This is a genomic window from Nonomuraea sp. NPDC051941, assembly GCF_044593615.1.
This window is the reverse complement of the sequence record NZ_JBIUCF010000014.1, coordinates 151,420-172,752: the sequence shown is the minus strand read 5'-3', so window position 1 is coordinate 172,752 and position 21,333 is coordinate 151,420. Positions and strand designations below refer to the sequence as shown.

General features: G+C 71.4%; 19 protein-coding genes. 9 read left to right on the top strand and 10 right to left on the bottom strand.

The features are described 5' to 3' along the window. Position 1 precedes the first annotated feature (1 nt). A complete protein-coding gene (locus ACIHFD_RS24325) occupies positions 2–1,345 on the bottom strand; it encodes an aldehyde dehydrogenase family protein (RefSeq protein WP_397368818.1) in 1,344 nt (447 codons plus the stop codon). 9 nt (positions 1,346–1,354) lie between these two features. Then, entirely contained in the window at positions 1,355–2,725 is a 1,371-nt protein-coding gene (locus tag ACIHFD_RS24320) for a glutamine synthetase family protein (protein ID WP_397368817.1), read from the bottom strand. Between the two features lie 124 nt (positions 2,726–2,849). Here ACIHFD_RS24320 and ACIHFD_RS24315 point away from each other — a divergent pair, with 124 nt between their 5' ends. Together ACIHFD_RS24315 and ACIHFD_RS24310 are read left to right on the top strand one after the other, a co-directional pair. Next, positions 2,850–3,554, top strand: coding sequence for a FadR/GntR family transcriptional regulator (locus ACIHFD_RS24315; RefSeq protein ID WP_397368816.1), 705 nt, complete (start codon positions 2,850–2,852; stop codon positions 3,552–3,554). Between the two features lie 46 nt (positions 3,555–3,600). Next, positions 3,601–4,356, top strand: a complete 756-nt coding sequence (locus ACIHFD_RS24310; RefSeq protein ID WP_397368815.1) for a hypothetical protein — start codon at positions 3,601–3,603, stop codon at positions 4,354–4,356. A gap of 21 nt (positions 4,357–4,377) precedes the next feature. Here ACIHFD_RS24310 and ACIHFD_RS24305 read toward each other — a convergent pair whose 3' ends face one another. The 5 genes from ACIHFD_RS24305 to ACIHFD_RS24285 all read right to left on the bottom strand — a co-directional run bounded on the left by ACIHFD_RS24305 (position 4,378) and on the right by ACIHFD_RS24285 (position 10,051). Then, positions 4,378–5,178, bottom strand: a complete 801-nt coding sequence (locus ACIHFD_RS24305; RefSeq protein WP_397368814.1) for an SGNH/GDSL hydrolase family protein — start codon at positions 5,176–5,178, stop codon at positions 4,378–4,380. Further along, the gene (locus ACIHFD_RS24300; protein WP_397368813.1) at positions 5,175–5,747 is read right to left on the bottom strand and encodes a PadR family transcriptional regulator; all 573 of its coding nucleotides are present in this window, start codon (positions 5,745–5,747) and stop codon (positions 5,175–5,177) included. Before ACIHFD_RS24300 ends, ACIHFD_RS24305 begins: the two co-directional genes overlap by 4 nt. 59 nt (positions 5,748–5,806) lie before the next feature. Continuing rightward, positions 5,807–7,324 (bottom strand): nickel/cobalt transporter, encoded by a 1,518-nt coding sequence (locus ACIHFD_RS24295; RefSeq protein ID WP_397368812.1) that lies wholly within the window; start codon positions 7,322–7,324, stop codon positions 5,807–5,809. Then, on the bottom strand, positions 7,321–8,520 hold the full coding sequence (locus ACIHFD_RS24290) for a tetratricopeptide repeat protein (protein ID WP_397368811.1): 1,200 nt from the start codon (positions 8,518–8,520) through the stop codon (positions 7,321–7,323). The genes ACIHFD_RS24295 and ACIHFD_RS24290 overlap by 4 nt, the downstream gene beginning before the upstream one ends. 154 nt (positions 8,521–8,674) lie before the next feature. Then, on the bottom strand, positions 8,675–10,051 hold the full coding sequence (locus tag ACIHFD_RS24285) for a DUF4331 domain-containing protein (RefSeq protein ID WP_397368810.1): 1,377 nt from the start codon (positions 10,049–10,051) through the stop codon (positions 8,675–8,677). A gap of 229 nt (positions 10,052–10,280) precedes the next feature. On the opposite strand from ACIHFD_RS24285, the gene ACIHFD_RS24280 reads away from it, so the two are divergent. From ACIHFD_RS24280 to ACIHFD_RS24270, 3 genes are all read left to right on the top strand, one after another. Continuing rightward, positions 10,281–11,987: an ABC transporter ATP-binding protein gene (locus tag ACIHFD_RS24280; protein WP_397368809.1), complete on the top strand. Its 1,707-nt coding sequence runs from the start codon at positions 10,281–10,283 to the stop codon at positions 11,985–11,987. Positions 11,988–12,040: 53 nt separating this feature from the next. Continuing rightward, entirely contained in the window at positions 12,041–13,690 is a 1,650-nt protein-coding gene (gene hutU, locus ACIHFD_RS24275) for a urocanate hydratase (RefSeq protein WP_397368808.1), read from the top strand. A gap of 83 nt (positions 13,691–13,773) precedes the next feature. Further along, positions 13,774–14,610, top strand: coding sequence for a MurR/RpiR family transcriptional regulator (locus ACIHFD_RS24270; protein WP_363962859.1), 837 nt, complete (start codon positions 13,774–13,776; stop codon positions 14,608–14,610). Positions 14,611–14,622: 12 nt separating this feature from the next. On the opposite strand, the gene ACIHFD_RS24265 is transcribed toward ACIHFD_RS24270, so the two are convergent. Genes ACIHFD_RS24265 through ACIHFD_RS24255 form a run of 3 tightly spaced genes read right to left on the bottom strand, consistent with a single transcriptional unit; the run spans position 14,623 to position 16,839 of the window. Beyond that, positions 14,623–15,339: an ABC transporter permease gene (locus ACIHFD_RS24265; protein WP_397368807.1), complete on the bottom strand. Its 717-nt coding sequence runs from the start codon at positions 15,337–15,339 to the stop codon at positions 14,623–14,625. Further along, positions 15,336–16,289: an ATP-binding cassette domain-containing protein gene (locus ACIHFD_RS24260; RefSeq protein WP_355207188.1), complete on the bottom strand. Its 954-nt coding sequence runs from the start codon at positions 16,287–16,289 to the stop codon at positions 15,336–15,338. Before ACIHFD_RS24260 ends, ACIHFD_RS24265 begins: the two co-directional genes overlap by 4 nt. A gap of 16 nt (positions 16,290–16,305) precedes the next feature. Next, positions 16,306–16,839: a PadR family transcriptional regulator gene (locus ACIHFD_RS24255; protein ID WP_397368806.1), complete on the bottom strand. Its 534-nt coding sequence runs from the start codon at positions 16,837–16,839 to the stop codon at positions 16,306–16,308. A gap of 56 nt (positions 16,840–16,895) precedes the next feature. Here ACIHFD_RS24255 and ACIHFD_RS24250 point away from each other — a divergent pair, with 56 nt between their 5' ends. Genes ACIHFD_RS24250 through hutI form a run of 4 tightly spaced genes read left to right on the top strand, consistent with a single transcriptional unit; the run spans position 16,896 to position 21,233 of the window. After that, entirely contained in the window at positions 16,896–17,582 is a 687-nt protein-coding gene (locus tag ACIHFD_RS24250) for an SDR family oxidoreductase (protein WP_397368805.1), read from the top strand. 26 nt (positions 17,583–17,608) lie between these two features. Further along, positions 17,609–18,778, top strand: coding sequence for an allantoate amidohydrolase (locus tag ACIHFD_RS24245; protein WP_397368804.1), 1,170 nt, complete (start codon positions 17,609–17,611; stop codon positions 18,776–18,778). After that, entirely contained in the window at positions 18,769–20,091 is a 1,323-nt protein-coding gene (locus ACIHFD_RS24240) for a formimidoylglutamate deiminase (RefSeq protein ID WP_397368803.1), read from the top strand. The genes ACIHFD_RS24245 and ACIHFD_RS24240 overlap by 10 nt, the downstream gene beginning before the upstream one ends. Beyond that, positions 20,088–21,233: an imidazolonepropionase gene (gene hutI / locus ACIHFD_RS24235; protein ID WP_397368802.1), complete on the top strand. Its 1,146-nt coding sequence runs from the start codon at positions 20,088–20,090 to the stop codon at positions 21,231–21,233. The genes ACIHFD_RS24240 and hutI overlap by 4 nt, the downstream gene beginning before the upstream one ends. Positions 21,234–21,333: the final 100 nt, after the last annotated feature.

The window sequence follows — 21,333 nt, the reverse complement described above, 5'->3', positions numbered from 1 at the left end:
TTCACTCCCAGGAGATGAAGACGTTCTTGGTCTCGGTGAACGCCGCCAGGGCGTCAGGGCCGAGCTCCCTGCCGAGACCGGACTGCTTGAAGCCGCCGAAGGGGGTCCAGTAGCGGACCGACGAGTGCGAGTTGACCGAGAGCGCGCCCGACTCGACGGCCCTGGCCACGCGTAGCGCCCGCCCGACGTCGCGGGTCCAGATGGAGCCGCTCAGGCCGTACGGGGTGTCGTTCGCGATGCGTACGGCCTCCGCCTCGTCCTCGAAGCGCACCACGGACATGACAGGACCGAAGATCTCCTCGGTGAAGGCCGGGTCGGTGAGCTCCGGCGTCAGCACGGTCGGCGGGAACCAGAAGCCCTTGCCCTCGGGGCAGGATCCCTGCAGGTAGGGGGTGCCCTGGACGAAACCGCGCACCCGGTCGAGGTGTTCGGCGCTGATCAGCGGGCCCATGTCGGTGCCCTCGTCGAGCGGGTCGCCGACCGTGACGCCCCGCACGGCCGCCGTCAGGCGCTCCATGAACTCGTCGTACACCTCGGCCTGGACGAGGAGGCGGGAGCGGGCGCAGCAGTCCTGGCCCGAGTTGTCGAAGACCGCGTACGGCGCGGTCCTCGCGGCCCTGTCGAGGTCCGCGTCGGCGAAGACGATGTTGGCGGACTTGCCGCCCAGCTCCAGCGTGACCCGCTTGACCTGCCGGGCCGCCTTGGCGGCGATCTCCTTGCCCACCTCGGTCGAGCCGGTGAACACGATCTTCGCCACGCCGGGATGCTCGACGAGCCGGGCCCCCGCGACCTCCCCTGCCCCAGGCAGCACCTGGAGCACCCCCTCGGGGAGGCCCGCGGCGAGGGCCAGCTCCGCCAGCCTCAGCGCGGTCAGCGGGGTCCATTCGGCCGGCTTGACGATCACCGTGTTGCCGGCCGCGAGCGCCGGGGCCACGCCCCAGGTCATGATCACCATGGGGAAGTTCCACGGCACGATGACGCCGACGACGCCCAGCGGCTCCTGGAACGTGATGTCCACGCCGCCCGGCACCGGGATCTGCTTGCCGTGGTTGCGCTCGGGGGCGCCGGCGTAGAAGTGCAGCACGTCGCGGACGTTGCCGGCCTCCCACCGGGCGTTCCCGATCGGGTGCCCGGAGTTGGCCAGCTCCAGCCGCGCCAGCTCCTCGCCGTGCTCGTCCACCAGGCCGGCGAACCTGCGCAGCAGCCGCGCCCGGTCCCCGGGCGACACCTCGCGCCAGGTCGCGTACGCGGCCCTGGCACGCTCCACCGCCCGGTCCACCTCGGCGGCGTCGGCCAGTTCGACGTCGGCCAGGACGTCCTCCGTCGCCGGATTAACGATCTTCATGTGCTTCTTTCACATCCGCTCGAAACCACGGAACAGCTCCCAATCCGTCACCGCCGCGTCGAACGCGGCCAGCTCCACGCGCGCGTTGTTCGCGTAGTGCTCGACCACGTCCTCGCCGAACGTCTCGCGGGCCAGTTTCGACCCCTCGAACAGCGCCAGCGCGTCCCGCAGCGTGTGGGGCACGCTCTCGGCGCCGGAGTCGTAGGCGTTGCCCTCGAACGCGCTCTCCAGCGGCAGCTCGTTGTCGATGCCGTGCAGCCCGGCCGCGATCAGCGCGGACACCGCGAGGTACGGGTTGACGTCGCCGCCCGGCACCCGGTTCTCCACGCGCAGCGACGGGCCGTGGCCGACGAGCCGGAGCGAGCAGGTGCGGTTGTCCACACCCCACTTGACGGCCGTGGGCGCGAAGCTGCCGGGGACGTAGCGCTTGTAGGAGTTGATGTTGGGGGCGTACAGGAGGGTGAGCTCGCGCAGGCAGGCGAGCTGCCCGGCGATGAAGCGGGCGCCGAGTGGGGAGAGCCCGTACGGCCCGTCGCCCGCCATCACCGGATCTCCGTCGCCGCCGCGCAGCGAGATGTGGATGTGGCAGGAGTTGCCCTCGCGCTGGTTGGGCTTGGCCATGAAGGTGATCGACCTGCCCTCCTGGGCGGCGATCTCCTTCGCGCCGTTCTTGTAGATGACGTGGTGGTCGCAGGTCCTGAGCGCCTCGTCGTAGCGGAAGGCGATCTCGTGCTGGCCCAGGTTGCACTCGCCCTTGGCGGACTCGACGTACAGGCCGGAGCCTTCCATGTTCTGGCGGATCCGCCGCAGCAGCGGCTCGATGCGGGCGGTGCCGAGCAGCGAATAGTCCACGTTGTAGAGGTTGGACGGTGACATGTCCCGGTAGCCGCGCTTCCAGGCGTCCTCGTAGCTGTCCTCGTAGACGATGAACTCCAGCTCGGTGCCGACGTACGCGGCCAGCCCCCGCTCGGCGAGGCGGGCGAGCTGCCTGCGCAGGATCTGCCGGGGCGAGGCGGTCACGTCGCCGCCGCCCTCCCAGGCGAGGTCGGCCATCAGCATGGCGGTCCCGTCGTGCCACGGCACCCTGCGCAGCGTCGCGAGGTCCGGCTTCATCACGAAGTCGCCGTAGCCCCGCTCCCAGGACGACATCGCGTAGCCGCCGACGGTGTTCATGTCCACGTCGACGGCGAGCAGGTAGTTGCACCCCTCGGAGCCGTGGTGCAGCACCTCTTCGAGGAAATAGCGGGCGGACAGCCTCTTGCCCTGCAGCCTGCCCTGCATGTCGGCGATCGCGAGGAGCACGGTGTCGATGCGCCCGAGCGCCACCTCGTCGCGCAGCTCGCTGACGGAAAGGAACCCGGTGCTCGATCGCTCGCTCACGCTATCCCCGCTCCGATCTGGTCAGAGGCGCTTTCCCGTTGATTGGGCTAGTCTTAGACCATTGATGTGTACGCGGGATCCGTTGTCAAGACCTGAGGACACGTTGGACGAGTCGGCGCGTTTGATGACGGTGTTGCGCCCGGTGCGGGCCGGCAACGCCTTCGAGGAGACGGTGGAACGGCTGCTCCAGGCCATCAAGCTCGGTGTGGTCCCGCCCGGCGACAAGCTCCCGCCGGAGCGCGAGCTGGCCGTGCGGCTCGGCATCAGCCGGGTCACGCTGCGCGAGGCGATCCGCGCGCTGTCGGACGCGGGCTACCTCGACGTGCGGAGGGGCCGCTACGGGGGAGCCTTCGTCACGTACGTTCCCCCCAAACCGGATGCGGGAGAGCTGCGGCAGGTCGTGGCGGAGATGGGCAGCGACGACCTGTCGGACGCGCTCACGTTCCGCCTGGCGGTGGAGTGCGGGGCGGCCCAGGTGCTGGCCGCGTCCCGCCTCGCGGAGGACAGGCGGGAAGTGCTGCTCCGCCGGCTGTCGGAGCTGAACGAGGCCCCGATCGAGGACTACCGCCGCCTCGACACGGCCTTCCACCTGTCCATCGCCGAGCTGACCGGCTCCACCCTGCTCGCCACGGCGTGCGCGGACGCCCGCTCGCGGGTGAGCGACCTGCTGAACGCGATCCCCATGCTCCAGGTCAACCTCGATCATGCCGCAAGCCAGCACCAGGCGATCGTGGACGCCATCCTGGCCGGTGACCCGGACGGGGCCCGCCGGGCGGTCACCGAGCACCTGGAGGGCACAGCAGCTCTTTTGCGGGCCTTCCTCGCTTGACGGTCTAGAAGGTGCAGGGGCCCTCGTACCATCTCTTTCTAGAGTCATGGGGAACTGGTTCGAGCACAACATCGTCGCTACAGGACGGCTGCCGCTGTTCTGTTATTTCGTCACGCTCATCGTGGCGTTCATCGCCACGCGCATCAACGTCCGCCTGATCAGGGCGAAGATCGGCTGGTTCCGCAACCTGAACGTGGGCGAGATGCACATCCACCACATCGTGTTCGGCGTCGTGCTGATGCTGGTCGGCGGGGTCAGCGGGCTCATCGTGTCCTCCGCCTCGCAGGTCGGCTACGCCGTCGCGGCCTCCATCTTCGGCATCGGATCGGCGCTCGTGCTGGACGAGTTCGCGCTGATCCTGCACCTGCACGACGTGTACTGGGAGGAGGAGGGGCGCACCTCGGTGGACGCGGTCTTCATCGCGATCGCAGTCACCGGCCTGCTCCTCATCGGCCTGCGCCCCCTGACCTGGGACTACGGCACCCTGGTCAACCCCGGCGCGCTCATCGTGGCCAACCTGGCGCTCGCCGTCGTCACCCTGCTCAAGGGCAAGATCTGGACGGGGATGGCCGGCCTGTTCGTGCCGCCGATGCTGGTGGTGGGCGCGCTACGGCTGGCCCGCCCCGGCTCCCCGTGGGCCCGCTGGTTCTTCGCCCAGCGCTCGCCGCGCAAGATGGCCAAGGCCATCCACCGGGAGGAACGGTGGCGCCGGCCGGCGATCAGGGCCAAGATCGCCTTCCAGGAGTTCCTCTCAGGGCGTCACGATCTCCCTTCCACGCGGCGCGGCCGTCGGCACACCTGAGCCGGATAACGGGGACATCGGCTACGACGACCCGGATGTGCCGGACATCGGCTGACCTCCGGCGATCACCGGGGTGAGCAGCGGGCGTTTGGCGGTGCGGCCGTCGCCGGAGGACCGGCCGCGGAGGCGGCGGCCGATCCACGGGCCGGCGAAGGTGGCCAGCCAGCGCAGCTCCGTCGAGGCCGCGCGCCAGGCGCCCGGGGCGGGCAACGGCGTCAGGGGCGCCATCCACGTGTCGTCGCTGCCGGGCAGGCCCAGGGCGTGGGCGACGGCGGCGGCGAAGCGGGTGTGCCCGGCCGGGCTCGCGTGCAGCCGGTCGGCGCTCCACATCCGGGCGTCCGTGAAGTCGAGCGGGAACGTGTCCAGCAGCGTGACCCCCGGGCGGGCGGCGGCGGCGCGTACACGGGCGTTGAACTCGATCAGCCTGGGCCGGAGCGGGCGGGCCATCGGCGCGATCCTGGCGATGTCGGGGAAGGTCATGGTGACCACGTGCACGCCCTCGGCGGTCAGCCGGACGATCATGTCCTCCACGATGCCCGCCACTATGGAGGCGTCGAAGCCGGGGCGGATGATGTCGTTCATGCCCGCCATGACCGTGACCAGGTCGGGGCGCAGCGCCAGGGCGGCGGGCAGCTGCTCGGCCTGGATCTCGGCCGCCTGGCGGCCGCGGACCGCGAGGTTGGCGTAGAGCAGGTCCGGGTCGGCGGCGGCCAGGTGCTCGGCGAGGCGGTCGGCCCAGCCGCGGTGGCCGGTGACGTCGTCGCCGTCCCCGAGGCCCTCGGTCTGGCTGTCGCCGATGGCGACATAACGCACGTAGGTCATGGCGTCGTCCTCTCCGCGTGGGCCGCGCGTTCGGTCAGGGTCCGGGCGGTCTCCAGGCACCAGTCGCGCATCTCGCGCTCCAGGCGGCAGCCGGCCAGGCAGGACAGGTAGGGGCCGACGTTCTCGCCCCGCAGGAACGTCTCCTCGTCCAGGTCACCGCGTATGCGCAGGAGGGTCTGCTCGAAGAAGGCGAGCCTGACCGCGGCCTCCTCCGCCCGCTCCCGGAGCTGCTCGATCACGGGCCCCGGATCGACGTGGTCCACGGCGTGCACCTTGACGGCGAGGTCGTCGCGGATGAGCAGGGGCTTGGGCGGGGTCGCGGCGAAGGCCGCCAGCTCGGCGGCACCGGCCTCGGTGACCGTGAACACCCGCTTGTTGGGCCGGCCCGTCTGGACGACCTCCCGCCCCGCGATCAGCCCGTGGGCCTCCAGCTTGGTCAGCTCCGCGTAGAGCTGCTGAGGGGCGGCGTACCAGAAGTTGGAGACGCCGACGTCGAAGATCTTGGTGAGCTGGTAGCCGCTGTACTCGCCGCCGAGCAGGGCCGCCAGCACGGCATGCCTCAGAGCCATGAGTAGTCATGTCCATGAGTAGTCATGGACATGACTATAAAGGCGTAGATGTAGGGACGCTAGAGGGTGGCCACCGAGCGGAGGGCCAGGCCCGCGCCGAGCAGCACCACCATCGCGGCCGTGCCCACCGGGGCCAGGCCCGAGAGCCTGGCGGCCAGGCGGCGACCCGCCGAGGCGCGCTGTTCCAGGCGGTCCACCAGCTTGACCAGCAGGAGGCCGGTGGCGGTGAGGGTGGCGGCCATCCCGATGCCGTACGCGGTCACCAGCGCCACGCCGAACCAGGTGCGGCCGAGCGCGATGGCGCCGAGGAGCACGACGAGGGCCGACGGGCTGGGGACGAGCCCGCCCGCGATGCCGAGCCCCACCAGCCCTGCCCGTTTCGTCGCCTCCTCGCCGTCGTGCCCGTGCCCGTGCCCGTGCCCGTGCCCGTGCCCGTGCCCATGCCCGTGCCCGTGCCCGTGGCCGTGTCCATGGCCATGGCCGTGGCCATGCCCGTGTCCGTGGCCGTGGCCGTGCGAGGAGGTGCCGCGGCGGGCGTTCAGGAGGAGGCGGAAGCCGATGACGGCGATCAGCGCGCCGCTGGCCACCCCCAGCCACGCCAGCACGGACTCGCCCGCCAGCGCCGTGAACGCGCTCAGCAGCAGCCCCACCACCAGCACCCCGACCGTGTGCGTGGCCGTCACCGTCGCGCCCACCACGAGCGCGTCGCGCGGGCGTCCCCGCCGTCCGGCCAGGTACGCGGCCATGATGGTCTTGCCGTGCCCGGGGATCAGCGCGTGCCCGGCGCCCAGCACCACGGCCAGCCCGACCGCCAGCAGCCCGAGCGGGAGCGTCAGCGAGTCGGAGCCGATCAGCCCGGCGAACGTCCGGTCCAGGGCGGCCAGCGCGTCCCCGATCGGCCCGCCGATGCCGATCCCGCCGGACACGGTGCCACCGGGAGCGCCGGAGCCGCCCTGGCCGGGCAGGCCCGCGCCGGGCGCGACGGTCATCGTCGCGGTGCGCTGGTCGAGCGGATTCGCCAGCAGATCCTCGGGGTACGCGTGCAGCTCCTTGCTCACGCTCACCGACGGCACCGACGAGCGGACCAGGCGCACCCCGTCGCCCACCGCCGTGATCTCCCGCCAGCCGATCCTGTCCTGCTCGAACCCGTCGGCGAACTCCACGGCCCCCGAGGCGCGGACTTCGGCCACGAGCCGGCAGGTCAGCCGGCTGGTCTGGAGGCCCCCTTGGCCGGGGGCGTAGGCGAAGGCGGAGCCGGCCACCCGCCACGGCACCGTCCGGCCCGCCACCGAGAGCCGCTGGGCGGCGGCCAGCGCGCCGCAGCGGCGGGCCGCGTACGAGGTGTCCACCTGCGGCTTGGCCTGCAGCGTGGGCAGTTCGGCCGCGTCCACGACGGCGAGGCTGCGCACGTCGGAGGGCGAGATCCGCAGCCCGTTGTAGTGGTTGACGGTGAAGTTGCCCAGCGGGTGCATCGCCACGGGCGCGGCCTTGGCCGCGGCGACCAGGACGACGCTCAGGCCCAGCGACAGCACCAGGCCCATCGCGATGGACAGCAGGCCGAGCCGGATGACTCTCATGAGAACCTCGCCAGTGCGGACAGTGTCGGGTCGAAGCCGGCGTCCACCTTGACGGACCGGCCCAGCGCCTGCTCGATCTTGGCGCGGTGGTACTTCAGCAGCGGGTTCTGCCAGCCGGTCGCCGTGGCCTTCTTGGCGTACGGCAGCGCCTCGGCCGGCTTGCCCGCCTTGAACAGGGCCCAGGCGAGGGCGTCGGCGGCGACGAGGTTCGGGTTGCGCGCGTACTCGGCCCTGGCGTGCTCGACCGCCAGCGCCGGGTCCCCGTGGTCGGCCTCGAACTCGGCCCAGGTCAGGTCGTCACGCACGCCCGCGGCCTGGAACAGCTTGCGCTGCGCCTTCAGCAGGGTCCAGTCGGCGGGCCGGCCCGCCTTGATCTGGGTCTCGCCCTGCTCGATCAGGTATTGGGGGAGCGGGAGGCGTTCGACGACGCTCTGGTAGAGGCCGAGCGCCTCGGTCAGCCGGCCGCTCAGCGCGGCGGTCCTGGCCTGGCCCGCGAGCGCCGGGGTGTAGCCGGGGTAGGCCTGCAGGGCCTTGGCGTACCAGCCGGCCGCCGTGGCCAGGTCGCCGGAGTGGAGGGCCAGCTCGCCCAGGTAGTAGCGGGCGTAGGCGAGGTCGGCCGGCTGCCACGCGTCGTTCTGCGCCATTTCGAGGTACTTGCGGGCTCCGGCCCTGTCGCCGCGCAGCTCGGCCGCGTACGAGGCGCGGGCGAAGGCCGCCACTCCGGGGCGCAGGCCCAGCATCTCGTCCACGGCCCGCCGCGCCCCGCGCAGGTCCCCGAGCTGGGTCCGCGCGTCGGCCAGCACGCCGTAGGCCGGGGCGCCGTACGGGTTGACGTCGATCGCGCGCTCGGCCAGCCGCACCGCCTCGGCGAAGTCGTGGCGTCCGGCGGCCAGCGCCGCCTGGCCGGTGAGCACCGCGTCGTCCTCGGCCCTCAGCTTGGCGGCCGTGGTGATCGCGCCCTCCGCCTTCGTGTAGTACGACGGGTCGCCGGTGATCCTGGCCTGGTCGACGTACTGGGAGGCGAGCTGGGCCCAGCCGCGGTAGTCGCCCGGCAGGCGCTTGAGCCGATCCTGCAGCGTCTCGGTGGACGGCTTGTCCGCCACCGGCCCCGGCGCGGGCGCCGCCGAGAACGAGAGGATCGTGAAGGTCATGGCCCCGATGAGGGCAAGCCCGGCGAATATCACGAAGGCACGCATGTCCAAGGCTCCAGGGTGCTGGGGAGTTGGCCGGCCGGCCGTGACGGGGAGCACGGCCGGCCGGCCTCATGTCGGCGGCAGACGGTGGGAGAAGGGTGGTCTGCCGCCGGGGGCTGACCGGCCCGCTTGGAGAGGGAGCAGGCCGGTCGGGGAGTCAGCGCTGGTTCACCGCGACGTTGCTGGGCAGCGGGATGTAGGGGAACGACTGGAGGATCGGCTTGTCGTTCCTGTCCACCTTGTCCGTCAGCCCGGGCACGAGCTTGCCGGTCACCGCGGCGCCGGCCACGGCCTGCAGCTCGATGTCCACGACGTCGTCGATGAGACGGCGGCCGTTCGGGAACCCCTGGAGGTCACCGGCCAGCACGCCGAGGCGGTTCGGGTCCTTCGCGGGCGGGATCACCATGTTCAGCCGCAGCATCTCGGAGGGGCGCAGCTTGCCCGCGTCCTTGTTGAGCACCTGCGAGTTCAGGTCGGCCTTGATCGGGCCGTTCTGCTTGGCGATGCCGGTCAGGAAGATCTCGACCAGGTCGTTGCGCGGGGTCGCGGGGGCCTTGATGCCGTAGATGGCCTCCAGCAGCCTGGCCACCTCGGGGTCGATGACCCGCTTGACCAGCGGCGCCACATCGGCGTCCTTCTCCGGGGGCAGGGCGTTGAAGGCGTCCTTGAGCCCGGCGGGCGAGACGACCTCGTTCACCAGCGGGTTGCACAGGCGCGAGACCTGCACGTACCTGCTGCCGTTGAACTTGTCGGTGGTCGAGCAGACGCCGATCACCGGGTTGCGCTTGACGTCTCCCTTGAGCGCCAGCTCGGAGGAGGGCACCTGGAGGGCCACGCTGTTCACGTTGTAGCCCCGGGTGGTGTCCTGGCCGACCTCGGACAGGTTGCCGCCGTAGAGCAGGTCGAACACGCGCAGGTCCAGGAAGAACGCCTCGTCCGCCTGGCCGGCGAACGACTTGCCGCCGCCGGGCAGGCTCTTGATGGACTGGGCGCGCAGGGTGCCGTAGTCGGGCATCGAGGCCGGGCCGACGTTGCTCGGCGCGACGATGCCGTCGCCGACCAGCGTCCGGGTGCCGCTGGGAGTGATCTTCCTGAGCGTGTAGCGCTGGCGGAAGAGCAGGTTCGGGTCGTCGAGCGAGGTGACGGGGCCGTTGTTGTACAGGAACGTGGTGTTGCCGCGCTTGTCCTCGTTGCGGAACGTCCACTCGTACGTGATGTCGGGCCTGGCGTCTCCGTTGTTGTCGATCTTTATGTTGTAGCGGGACTTGGTGGCGAACGGGTAGAAGTTCGGGCCGCCGTTGGGCTCCTCGAACGGGATCCAGTTGGCCAGCAAGGTCACCGTGTCGGCCTTGTCAGGGCTCACGAACGCGTACACGTCCGTGTTGTCGTGCTGGGGGTCGCCCGCGATCATGGGAGCCTCGCGGTGCGAGGAAGCGATGCCGGAGTCGGTGCGGAGCACGGCCAACGACGACGCGGCGACAGCTGCGGCGAGGCCAAGTCCGACTAGAGCGCGCCGGTTGATCCGGAGCTCCATTTTCGGTCCTTTCGGAAGGGCTGATCGTTTACTGCGAGGTTCCGGCCGGGTTCCTCGACGCCCTATTCGTCCGCCGGACGCTTCCGGATGTCGTCTCCTCCTCAAGAATGAGGGTCAACGAAAGTTGACATACTTAAGTCGTCAATCTAGGTTGACCCTGTCGAAGCGGTGCGGATCGCGCGGTCCCGTTCGTTAGAGCAAGTCGAGACATGTCGTGGAAGGAGATGTGGTGGTCAAGGAGTTGCTCTCCCACGTCCGCCCGCACCGGAAGATCCTGATCCTGGGCGGATTACTGGGCTTGATCGGCTCGGCGGCGGGTCTCGCCATGCCGTTGCTGGCCAAATACGTCGTGGACGCGTTCGGCGAGACCGGCTCGATGGCCGGGCCGTTGCTGGGGCTGACCGCGGCGGTGCTGATCGGCGCGGTCGTGTCGGCCGCCGGAAGCTACCTGATGGAGCGCACGGGCGAGGGCATCGTGCTCGGTGCCCGGCGCAAGCTCGTCGACCGGATGCTGCGGCTCAAGGTCGCCGACGTGGACCGGCTCAAGCCCGGCGACCTGCTGTCGCGGGTGACGGGTGACACGACCTTGTTGCGGGCCGTGCTGACCAACGGGATCGTCGAGTCCGTCAGCGCCACGTTCATGCTGGTCGGGGCGATCATCATGATGGCGACCATGGACGGCGTGCTGCTGCTGGTCACGCTGCTCGTGGTGGTGGTGATCGGCGGGCTCGTCGCGCTGATCATGCCGAGGATCCAGCGGGCGCAGACCCATGCCCAGGAGGCCGTGGGCGAGATGGGGGCCGTGCTGGACCGGGCGCTGCAGGCGTACCGGACCGTCAAGGCCAGCGGCGCGGAGGAGCGGGAGATCGCGGTGGTGGGCGACGCGGCGGTGCGCGCCCGCGACCGGGGGCTGCAGGTCGCCGGGTGGACGTCGCTCGCGGGAGTGGCGACGTGGATGGCGGTGCAGATCGCGTTCCTCGCCGTGCTGGCCGTCGGCGGAGCCCGGGTCGCGTCGGGGACGCTGGAGGTGTCGTCGCTGATCGCGTTCCTGCTGTACCTGTTCTACCTGGTGCCGCCGATCGGGCAGCTCGTCCAGGGCGGCGTCCAGCTCCAGCAGGGACTGGCCGCGATGAAGCGGATCAAGGAGATCGAGGACCTGCCCGCGGAGCCGGTCGGCGCCGCCGTCGCGGGGGCCTCCGAGCCGGTCGGGGTGACGTTCCGGGACGTGGTCTTCAAGTACGGCGACGACCGGCCGACCGTGCACGACGGGGTCACCTTCGAGGTGCCGCCCGGCGGGCTGACCGCACTGGTGGGGCCGTCGGGCGCGGGCAAGTCGACGGTGTTCGCGCTGATCGAGCGCTTCTACGACCACCAGAAGGGGCTCATCGCCATCGGTGGGCGCGACATCCGCGACTGGCCGCTGGGCGAGCTGCGGGCCGCCCTCGGGTACGTCGAGCAGGACGCCCCCGTGCTGGCCGGCACCCTCCGGGAGAACCTGCTCTTCGCCGCCCAGGACGCCACCGAGGACGAGCTGCGCCGGGCCGTCGCCCGCACCAGGCTCGACGACCTGGTGGACAGGCTGCCCGAAGGGCTGGAGACGCCGGTCGGGCATCGCGGCGTGCTGCTGTCGGGCGGCGAGCGCCAGCGCGTCGCCATCGCCAGGGCGCTGCTGCGCAAGCCCCGGCTGCTGCTGCTCGACGAGGCCACCTCCCAGCTCGACGCGGTCAACGAGCTGCGGCTGCGCGAGGTCATCGCCGAGGTGGCCGCGGAGACGACCGTGCTGGTGATCGCCCACCGGCTGTCCACCGTGACGAACGCGGACCGGATCGTGGTCATGGAAGGGGGTGGCGTACGGGCGATCGGGACGCACGACTCGCTGGTCGGGGAGGACGAGCTCTACCGGGAGCTGGCGGCCACCCAGTTCCTCGTCAGCTAATCCATGTACTCTGCGGGTGACATATGTGAATGTTTTCATTCAGGAGGGTCACGATGAGCCGCAGCGTGCGCGCGCCGCGAGGCACGACGATCACCGCCAAGGGGTGGCCGCAGGAGGCGGCGCTCCGCATGCTCCAGAACAACCTGGACCCGGAGGTCGCCGAGCACCCCGAGCAGCTGGTCGTCTACGGCGGCTCGGGCAAGGCCGCGCGTGACTGGGCGTCGTTCGACGCGATGGTCAGGACGCTGACGACGCTCGAGGGCGACGAGACCCTCCTGGTCCAGTCGGGGCGCCCGGTGGGCGTGTTCCGCACCCACGAGTGGGCGCCCCGGGTGCTCATCGCCAACTCCAACCTCGTGCCCGACTGGGCCAACTGGGAGGAGTTCCGGCGGCTGGAGGCGGCCGGGCTCACCATGTACGGGCAGATGACCGCCGGGTCGTGGATCTACATCGGCACGCAGGGCATCCTGCAGGGGACGTACGAGACGTTCGCGGCCGTGGCCGCCAAGCGCTTCGGCGGGTCGCTGGCCGGGACGATCACGCTGACGGCCGGGCTCGGCGGGATGGGCGGCGCCCAGCCGCTGGCCGTCACCATGAACGGCGGGGTGGCGATCTGCCTCGACTGCGACCCGCGCTCGGTCACCCGGCGGATCGAGCACCGCTACCTCGACGTGGAGGCGTCGTCGCTGGACGAGGCGCTGCGGCTGGCCTACGCGGCGCGCGACGAGCGCCGTCCCCTGTCCATCGGGGTCGTCGCGAACGCCGCGGAGGCCGTGCCCGACCTGCTCGCCCGCGGGGCCGAGATCGACATCGTCACCGACCAGACCTCGGCGCACGACCCCCTGATGTACCTGCCTCTGGGGGTCGCCTTCGAGGACATGGCCTCGGAGCGGGACAAGGACCCGGCCGGCTTCACCGAGCGGGCCCGGACCTCGATGGCGCGGCACGTGGAGGCGATGGTCGGGTTCAAGGACGCCGGGGCGGAGGTGTTCGACTACGGCAACTCCATCCGGGGCGAGGCGCAGCTGGCCGGCTACGGGCGGGCCTTCGACTTCCCGGGGTTCGTGCCCGCGTACATCAGGCCGCTGTTCTGCGAGGGCAAGGGCCCGTTCCGGTGGGCCGCCCTGAGCGGGGACCCCGCCGACATCGCCGCGACCGACCGGGCCATCCTGGAGCTCTTCCCCGAGAACGAGGGACTCGCCCGGTGGATCAGGAAGGCCGGGGAGAAGGTCCACTTCCAGGGGCTGCCCGCGCGGATCTGCTGGCTCGGGTACGGCGAGCGGAACGTCGCGGGGGAGCGCTTCAACGACATGGTGGCCTCGGGCGAGCTGCAGGCGCCCATCGTGATCGGGCGCGACCACCTCGACAGCGGCTCCGTGGCCTCGCCGTATCGCGAGACGGAGGCCATGGCGGACGGGTCGGACGCGATCGCTGACTGGCCCCTGCTGAACGCCATGCTCAACACGGCCTCGGGGGCCGCCTGGGTGTCCATCCACCACGGGGGCGGGGTCGGGATCGGCCGGTCCATCCACGCCGGCCAGGTGACGGTGGCCGACGGGACCGCGCTGGCGGGGGAGAAGCTCAACCGCGTGCTGACCAACGACCCTGGGACGGGGGTCATGCGGCACGTGGACGCGGGCTATGAGGAGGCCGCCGACGTGGCCGCCGCCCGCGGCGTCCGCATCCCGATGCGCGAATCCTGACCCACCGCGCTTCCGCCACCCATCTGGTGGGGGTCGTGAGGGTGGTGGGATGAGAATGCGGGGTGGGAAGCGTTGGAGGTGGCGTGGCGGACGGATATCACGGTGGGCTGAGCGTGCTGCTGGATGGCCGGAGGCTGTCGCCCGTGCAGCGGAGGATCGCGCACTACCTCACCGAGCATCTCGATGAGGCGATCTTCCTGTCCAGCGTGGAGCTGGCCGAGCGGGCCGGGGTGAGCCAGCCGTCCGTGACCCGGTTCGCGATGGTGCTGGGGTTCGCCGGATACCCCGAGCTGCGGCAGGCGCTGCGCCCGCTCGTGCTGGGCGGCGCGACGGTGGCGGAGCCGCAGGAGAGCCTGCTGCGCGGGGCCATCGAGTGCGAGATCCGCAACCTCGCGATCGTCAGGGAGCGGCTGCCGGCCTTCCCGCTCAAGGAGCTCGGCGAGCAGCTGGCCGCCACCGAGCCGCTGCCCGTGGTGGGGCTGCGGGTCTCCTGCGGGCTGGCCACCACCTTCGCCTACTACGCCCGCCGCATCCACCCCGACGTGCGGCTGCTCACGCACGGCGGGTCGGAGCTGGTCGACGGGCTGCACGCGGCCCGCAGGGCGGGCGCGGAGTGGGTGGTGGCCGTGGTCCTGCCGAGGTATCCGGCGGAGGCCGTGCAGGCGCTGGAGTACGCGGAGAAGATGGGGCTGCGGGTGGCGGCCATAACGGATAAGTCGGATTTTCCGGCGGAGGTCGTGCTGGACGCCCCCGTCGGCGACCGGCTCGTGTTCGACTCGCACGCGGCACCGCTCGCCCTGGCCATGGCCCTGGTCGAGGCCATGGCCGACGCGGCGCCGCTGCGCACCCAGGCCAGGCTCGAGGAGTACGAGCGGATGACCGACGAGACCGGTACGTTCCTACCCGGCGATCCTGCGTAGCGAGCGCATCGATCAGATCGTGGTGAGCAGCGCCAGCACGATGAACACCGCGAACGCGATCGGGATCGACGAGTCCGACAACCGCCCGGCGAACAGCGCCCGCCCCGCCTCGACCGCGTGGTAGAGCGGGTTGATCGGGGCGAGCGTCTGCATCCAGCCGGGCGCGTACGAGATCGGGATGAACAGCCCGGCCAGCAGCATGATCGGCAGCATGAAGAGGTTGAGCGTCTGCGACATGCCGTTCTCGTCGCGTACGGTCAGCGCCAGCCCCTGGGACAGCCCCGAGGCGAACAGTCCGGTGGCGGCCATGAGCAGCAGCACCAGCAGCAGCTCGACGGCCCCGATGCGCACGCCCATCGCGATGGCCACGACGAGCACGAGGATCGCCTGGCACACCAGCACGACCATGTCCTTGGCCACCCGCCCGAGCACGATGGCCGGCCGCCAGGCGGGGCTGACGGCGTACCGTTCGAGCGAGCCGTTGCGCAGGTCGGCGATCAGCCCGAACCCCGAGAACAGCGCCCCGAAGACCGCGATCATCATCATCGACGCCGGCGTGAACATCCGCAGCGCGTCCACCGTCGAGCCGCCCGGCGTCAGCGACTTCAGCAGCGGCGCGAACATGAGCAGGTACAGCACCGGCTGCATGATGCCGAACAGCGGCCAGATCGGGTTGCTGAACGACTTCTTCAGCTCGTAGCCGGTGAACAGGACGGTGTGGCGGATCATGAGGCGGCTCCGGTGTCGCGGAGGGAACGGCCGGTCTTGGCCAGGAAGACGTCGTCGAGCGTGGAGCGGTCGAGCGCGATCGAGCTCAGCCCCAGCCCCTGCTCCTCAAGGGCCCGCAGCAGCGCGGGCAGCGTGTGCTCGCCGTCGTCGACGTAGACGCGCAGCAGGTCCTCGTCGACGCGGGTCTCGCGGGCGTACGGCTTGAGCGTGTCCGCCGCGCGCTCCGGGTCGTCCACCCTGAGCGTGATCACGTCGCCGGAGACCTCCCGCTTGAGCTCCCCGGGGGTGCCCTCGGCCACGACCAGGCCGTGGTCGACGATCATGAGGCGGTCGCACAGCGCGTCGGCCTCGTCGAGGTAGTGGGTGCTGAGCAGCACGCTCGTTCCGGCCTCGCGCAGCTGCCTGATGCGGTCCCAGAGGTTGGCGCGGTTCTGCGGGTCGAGGCCGGTGGTGGGCTCGTCGAGGAAGAGCAGCGGCGGGTTGTGCACCAGCCCGATCGCGATGGCCACGCGCCGCTTCTGCCCGCCCGACAGGGTACGGCCGGGGCGGTCGGCCATCTCGGTCAGGTCGAAGCGCTCCAGCACCTCCGCGGTGGCCTGCTTCGGGTCGGCCATGGCGTGGATCTTGGCGGCCATCATGATCTGGGCCCTGGCGCTCGTGGTGTCCTCGACACCGCCGGCCTGGCTGACGTACCCGAGCTTGCGCCGGACGGCGCTCGGCTCCTTGAGCAGGTCGTGGCCCGCGACGGTGGCCGTGCCCGCGTCGGGGGCGATCAGCGTGGAGAGCATCCTGATCGTGGTGGTCTTGCCGGCCCCGTTGGGGCCGAGCACGCCGAAGATCTCGCCTTGCGCGACCTCGAGGTCCACCCCGCGGACGGCCTCGACGGTCTGCGTGCCCTTCCTGCTCCTGGTGGTGAACGTCTTTCGCAGGCCCTGCGCCTGAATGATCATTGGGGGGTTCAGCTCCTTAGGGCAATTCGTCGGCCTCAACCCGTTCGATGGCCTTCTCGACCCAGTCGAGCTGGGCCTGGACCATGGATCTGTTGAGACGGAGGTTCTCGTCCATGTGCTGGGGAGCGCCGTAGCGCTGCTTGGCGCCGAGGGCGTGTCCAAGGATCTCGACGCTCAGTCTGAGCTGCTGCATCCTGCCATACAGCGCCTGCAGAATCTCCTGTTTTTCCAGCCGGTCCATGAACGTCAGCGCCACCTGGAACGGGTCGACGATGGGCTTGACCTCGTGCCAGGCGGTCAGCAACATCCGGTGGAACTCTTCGCGGCCGAGCTCGGTCAGCTCGTAGACGACCTTGCCGCCTTTGCCCGCCTCGACGACGGCCAGGAGTCCTTCGTCGGCCATCTTGCTCAGCCCGTGGTAGATCGACCCGAAGGCGACGCTCGCCCATTGGTCGGCGCCCATCACCTCCAGCCGCCGCCGGACCCCGTAGCCGTTCATGGGGCCGTCGAGCAGAGCACCGAGGATGAGGATGCGTGTCGAAGCAGACATGGGTACAAGTTTGTATTCAAATTTGAGCATCCGTCAACATCAATAAGCTGATATCCATGAACGAACGACCGACTGCGCTGGTCACAGGCGCTTCGCGTGGGATCGGCGCGGCCGTGGCCGAGGCGCTGGGCCCCACGCACCACGTGATTCTCAACGGCCGCGACGAGGAGTCGCTGGCCGCCGTGGCAGCCGCGCTGCCCGACGCGCGGGTCTGGCCGGCGGAGCTGACGGGGGTCACGGAGGCGGACGTCGCCGGGATCGAACGGCTCGACGTGCTCGTGCACTCCGCCGGGATCAACCGGATGGGCCGGATCGCCGACCTGCCCGCCGCCGCGTGGCGCGAGACGCTGGAGGTGAACGTCGTCGCGGTCGCCGAGCTGACCCGGCTGCTGCTGCCCGCCCTGCGCGGGTCCGGGGGACACGTGGTCTGCGTCAACTCGGGTTCGGGGCAGCGGGCCAACCCCGAGTGGGGCGCCTACGCGGCCAGCAAGTTCGCGCTGAAGGCGTTCGCCGACGCGCTGCGGCTGGAGGAGCCGCGGTTGAGGGTGACGACCGTCTACCCGGGCCGGACGGCCACCGACATGCAGCGCGAGCTGCGTGGCTACGAGGGCGGCGAGTTCGAGCCCGAGAAGTACCTGACGCCGCAGAGCGTGGCGCGGGCCGTGCTGGCCGCCGTCACCGCGGGCCCCGACGCCCACCTCACCGAGCTGACCCTCCGTCCCAGGGGAGGGCCTGTCAACTGAATGGATCCATTCACTACAGTGGGGCCATGCTTGAACCACTCGCGCACATAGGACGGGATCCGGCGACCGGGGGCTACGTCAGGGACGCCTGGTCGGCCGCTGACATGGAGCTACGCGAGTGGTTCGCGGGCGAGGCCGGGCGACGGGGGCTCGACCTGCGCGAAGACCGCAACGGCAACCTCTGGGCATGGTGGGGCGACCCTTCCGGCCGCCCCGGCGTGGTGACCGGGAGTCACCTCGACTCCGTACGGCAGGGCGGCGCGTACGACGGTCCGCTCGGGGTCGTGTCGGCCTTCGCCGCCCTGGACCTCCTGAGGGAGCGCGGGACCACACCGTCCAAGCCGGTCGGCGTGGCCTGCTTCACCGACGAGGAGGGCGCCAGGTTCGGGGTGCCGTGCATGGGGTCGAGGCTGCTCACGGGCGTGCTGTCGCCGGAGCGGGCCCTCGCGCTCACGGACGACTCCGGCGACACGCTGGCCGATGTCATGACGAAGGCCGGGCGGGCGCCGTACGAGCTGGGGCGGGACGACGAGACGCTCGCGACGGTCGGCACGTTCGTGGAGCTCCACGTCGAGCAGGGGCAGGCGCTCGTCCACGAGGGGCGGCCGGTGGGCGTGGCCGCGGCGATCTGGCCGCACGGACGCTGGCGCTTCGACTTCCACGGCCGGGCCGACCACGCGGGCACCACCCGGCTGGCCGACCGGGACGACCCGATGCTGCCGTTCGCCCGCATGGTGCTGGCCGCCCGCGCGGCCGCGGCGCGCCGCGACGTGGTGGCCACGGTCGGCAAGATACGCGTCTCGCCGGGCAACGCGAACGCCATCCCCGGCCTGGTCTCGGCCTGGCTCGACGCCCGCGGGGCGGACGAGGCCGCCGTGCGCGCCCTCGTCGCCGAGCTGACCGAGGAGGCGGGGGCCACGGTGCGGGAGGAGTCGTGGACGCCGGTCGTCGACTTCGACGTGCCGCTCAGGGACCGCCTGGCCAGGGTCGCGGGAGGCGACACGCCCGTGCCCGTCCTGCCCACGGGGGCGGGTCACGACGCGGGGATCCTGGCCTCGGCGGGCGTCCCGAGCGCGATGTTGTTCGTCAGGAACCCCACCGGCGTGTCCCATTCCCCCGACGAGCACGCCGAGCGGGCAGACTGCGAGGCGGGAGTCGTCGCACTCGCGGACGTGCTGGAGGACCTGTGCCGCTGACCTACTGGTGCGAACAGGCCTGGCTCCCCGGCGGAGTCGCGGAGAGCGTGCTCATCGAGGTCGAGGGCGAACGGATCGCGAGCGTCGGCCAGGGCCCGCCCGGCACGGCCGAGCGCCTGCCGGGGATCATCGTTCCCGGCCTGGCCAACGCCCACTCCCACGCCTTCCACCGCGCGCTGCGCGGCTCCGCCCAGGAGGGCAAGGGCGACTTCTGGACCTGGCGCGAGCGGATGTACGAGGTGGCGGGGGCTCTGGACCCCGACTCCTACCTCCAGCTGGCCAGGGCCGTCTACGCCGAGATGGCGCTGGCCGGGGTGACCTGCGTGGGCGAGTTCCACTACCTGCACCACGGGCCGGACGGCCGCCCGTACGACGACGCCAACGAGATGGGCCACGCGCTGGTCCGCGCGGCCCGCGAGGCGGGCCTGCGCATCGCGCTGCTCGACACCTGCTACCTGACCGGCGGCATCGGCGCCCCGCTCACCGGCGCGCAGCTGCGCTTCACCGACGGCGACGCCGAGCGCTGGGCGGTCAGGGCCGACGACCTGGCGGCGGCCTACGAGGGGCAGCCCGACGTGGAGATCGGCGCGGCCATCCACTCCGTGCGCGCGGTGCCGCCGGAGCAGATGCCGGTCGTGGCCGAGTTCTCCCACCGGCACGCGGGCCCCCTGCACATGCACGTGTCCGAGCAGCCGGCCGAGAACGCCGCCTGCGTGGAGATGTACGCGGCCACGCCGGTCCAGGTGCTGCACGAGCGGGGCGCCCTGGGGCCGCGTTCGACCGCCGTGCACGCCACCCACCTGACCGACGTGGACATCGAGCTGATCGCCCAGTCCGGCACGCACATCTGCATGTGCCCCACCACCGAACGCGACCTCGCCGACGGCATCGGCCCGGCCAGGGCGGCGGTCGACCGGGGCGCGCAGATCACGCTCGGCTCCGACAGCCACGCCGTGATCGACCTGTTCGAGGAGGCGCGCGGGGTCGAGCTGGACGAGCGGCTGCGCAGCGGCAAGCGCGGCAACTGGAGCGCCGCCGACCTGCTCGCCGCCGCGACCGTCAACGGCCACGCCTCCCTCGGCTTCCCCGACGCGGGGCTGCTGGTGCCCGGCGCGTGGGCCGACCTGGTGTCGGTACGGCTCGACTCCGTACGGACTGCGGGCGCGGGCGGGCCGGAGGCCGTGGTGTTCGCGGCCACGGCGGCGGACGTGCACTCGGTGGTCTCCGGCGGCCGCCGCGTCGTCACGGACGGGCGGCACCGGCTCGGCGACGTCGGATCCCTGCTGGCAGAGGCGATACGGAGGGTGAGATGAGCACGACGCTGATCGACGGGATCGGCTCGCTGTACACCGGCGACCCCGAGCGCGAGGAGATCCCCGAAGCGGCGCTGGTCGTGGCGGACGGCCTGGTCGCCTGGGCCGGGCCCGCCGCGCAGGCCCCCGACGCCGACGAGCGGGTGGACGTCGAGGGCCGCGCCGTCATCCCCGGCTTCGTGGACAGCCACGCCCACCTGATCTTCGCCGGTGACCGGACGGCCGAGTTCCAGGCCCGCATGTCCGGCGAGCCGTACACCGGGGGCGGTATCAGGACCACGGTCGCCGCCACCCGGCAGGCCGGCGACGCCGAGCTGGCCGCCCACGCGCGTGCGCTGGTGGACGAGATGCTTGCCCAGGGCACCACGACCGTCGAGATCAAGAGCGGGTACGGCCTGACCGTCGAGGACGAGCGGCGCTCGCTGGAGATCGCCGCCGGGCTGACCGGCGAGACCACGTTCCTGGGGGCGCACGTCGTGCCCGCCGGCATGGACGCCGACTCCTACGTACGGCTGGTCGCCGGGGAGATGCTCGACGCGTGCGCCCCGCACGCCAGGTGGGTCGACGTGTTCTGCGAGCGCGGGGCCTTCGACGGCGACCAGACCCGCGAGATCCTGGGCGCCGGGCTCAAGGCGGGGCTGGGGGTGCGGGTGCACGCCAACCAGCTCGGGGAGGGGCCCGGCGTGCGCATCGCCTGCGAGCTGGGCGCCGCCTCGGCCGACCACTGCACCCATCTGACGCCGGCCGACGTGGACGCGCTGGCGTCGTCGGACACGGTGGCGACGCTGCTGCCGGGGGCGGAGTTCTCGACGCGGTCGCCGTACCCGGACGCCCGGCGGCTGATCGACGCGGGGGCGACCGTGGCGCTGGCGACCGACTGCAACCCGGGGTCGTCGTTCACGTCGTCGATGGCGTTCTGCGTGGCGCTGGCCGTACGCGAGATGCGGATGACGCCGCTGGAGGCGATCAGGGCGGCGACGTACGGCGGGGCGCGCGCGCTGCGCCGTACGGACGTAGGCTGGCTACGACCCGGGGCCCGTGCGGACCTCGTCGTGCTCGATGCCCCCTCCTATGTACACCTTGCCTACCGGCCCGGCGTCCCCCTCGTTCACCAGGTGTTTCGCGGCGGTCTCCTCCTTTAGGAGGACATCCAGAACCATCCCAGCGACGTACTGCTTTAGGGAATCTTTGCGTCTGGCCGCACGTTGGCCGGATATAGAACGCAGCTGCGGAACGAGGTGC

What these genes read in the sequence shown, in the direction of transcription:
- ACIHFD_RS24325 (WP_397368818.1), bottom strand. Translation starts at nt 1,345, where the DNA reads ATGAAGATCGTTAATCCGGCGACGGAGGACGTCCTGGCCGACGTCGAA.
- ACIHFD_RS24315 (WP_397368816.1), top strand. Translation starts at nt 2,850, where the DNA reads ATGACGGTGTTGCGCCCGGTGCGGGCCGGCAACGCCTTCGAGGAGACG.
- ACIHFD_RS24310 (WP_397368815.1), top strand. Translation starts at nt 3,601, where the DNA reads ATGGGGAACTGGTTCGAGCACAACATCGTCGCTACAGGACGGCTGCCG.
- ACIHFD_RS24305 (WP_397368814.1), bottom strand. Translation starts at nt 5,178, where the DNA reads ATGACCTACGTGCGTTATGTCGCCATCGGCGACAGCCAGACCGAGGGC.
- ACIHFD_RS24300 (WP_397368813.1), bottom strand. Translation starts at nt 5,747, where the DNA reads ATGGCTCTGAGGCATGCCGTGCTGGCGGCCCTGCTCGGCGGCGAGTAC.
- ACIHFD_RS24295 (WP_397368812.1), bottom strand. Translation starts at nt 7,324, where the DNA reads ATGAGAGTCATCCGGCTCGGCCTGCTGTCCATCGCGATGGGCCTGGTG.
- ACIHFD_RS24290 (WP_397368811.1), bottom strand. Translation starts at nt 8,520, where the DNA reads ATGCGTGCCTTCGTGATATTCGCCGGGCTTGCCCTCATCGGGGCCATG.
- ACIHFD_RS24285 (WP_397368810.1), bottom strand. Translation starts at nt 10,051, where the DNA reads ATGGAGCTCCGGATCAACCGGCGCGCTCTAGTCGGACTTGGCCTCGCC.
- hutU (WP_397368808.1), top strand. Translation starts at nt 12,041, where the DNA reads ATGAGCCGCAGCGTGCGCGCGCCGCGAGGCACGACGATCACCGCCAAG.
- ACIHFD_RS24265 (WP_397368807.1), bottom strand. Translation starts at nt 15,339, where the DNA reads ATGATCCGCCACACCGTCCTGTTCACCGGCTACGAGCTGAAGAAGTCG.
- ACIHFD_RS24260 (WP_355207188.1), bottom strand. Translation starts at nt 16,289, where the DNA reads ATGATCATTCAGGCGCAGGGCCTGCGAAAGACGTTCACCACCAGGAGC.
- ACIHFD_RS24255 (WP_397368806.1), bottom strand. Translation starts at nt 16,839, where the DNA reads ATGTCTGCTTCGACACGCATCCTCATCCTCGGTGCTCTGCTCGACGGC.
- ACIHFD_RS24250 (WP_397368805.1), top strand. Translation starts at nt 16,896, where the DNA reads ATGAACGAACGACCGACTGCGCTGGTCACAGGCGCTTCGCGTGGGATC.
- ACIHFD_RS24245 (WP_397368804.1), top strand. Translation starts at nt 17,609, where the DNA reads ATGCTTGAACCACTCGCGCACATAGGACGGGATCCGGCGACCGGGGGC.
- hutI (WP_397368802.1), top strand. Translation starts at nt 20,088, where the DNA reads ATGAGCACGACGCTGATCGACGGGATCGGCTCGCTGTACACCGGCGAC.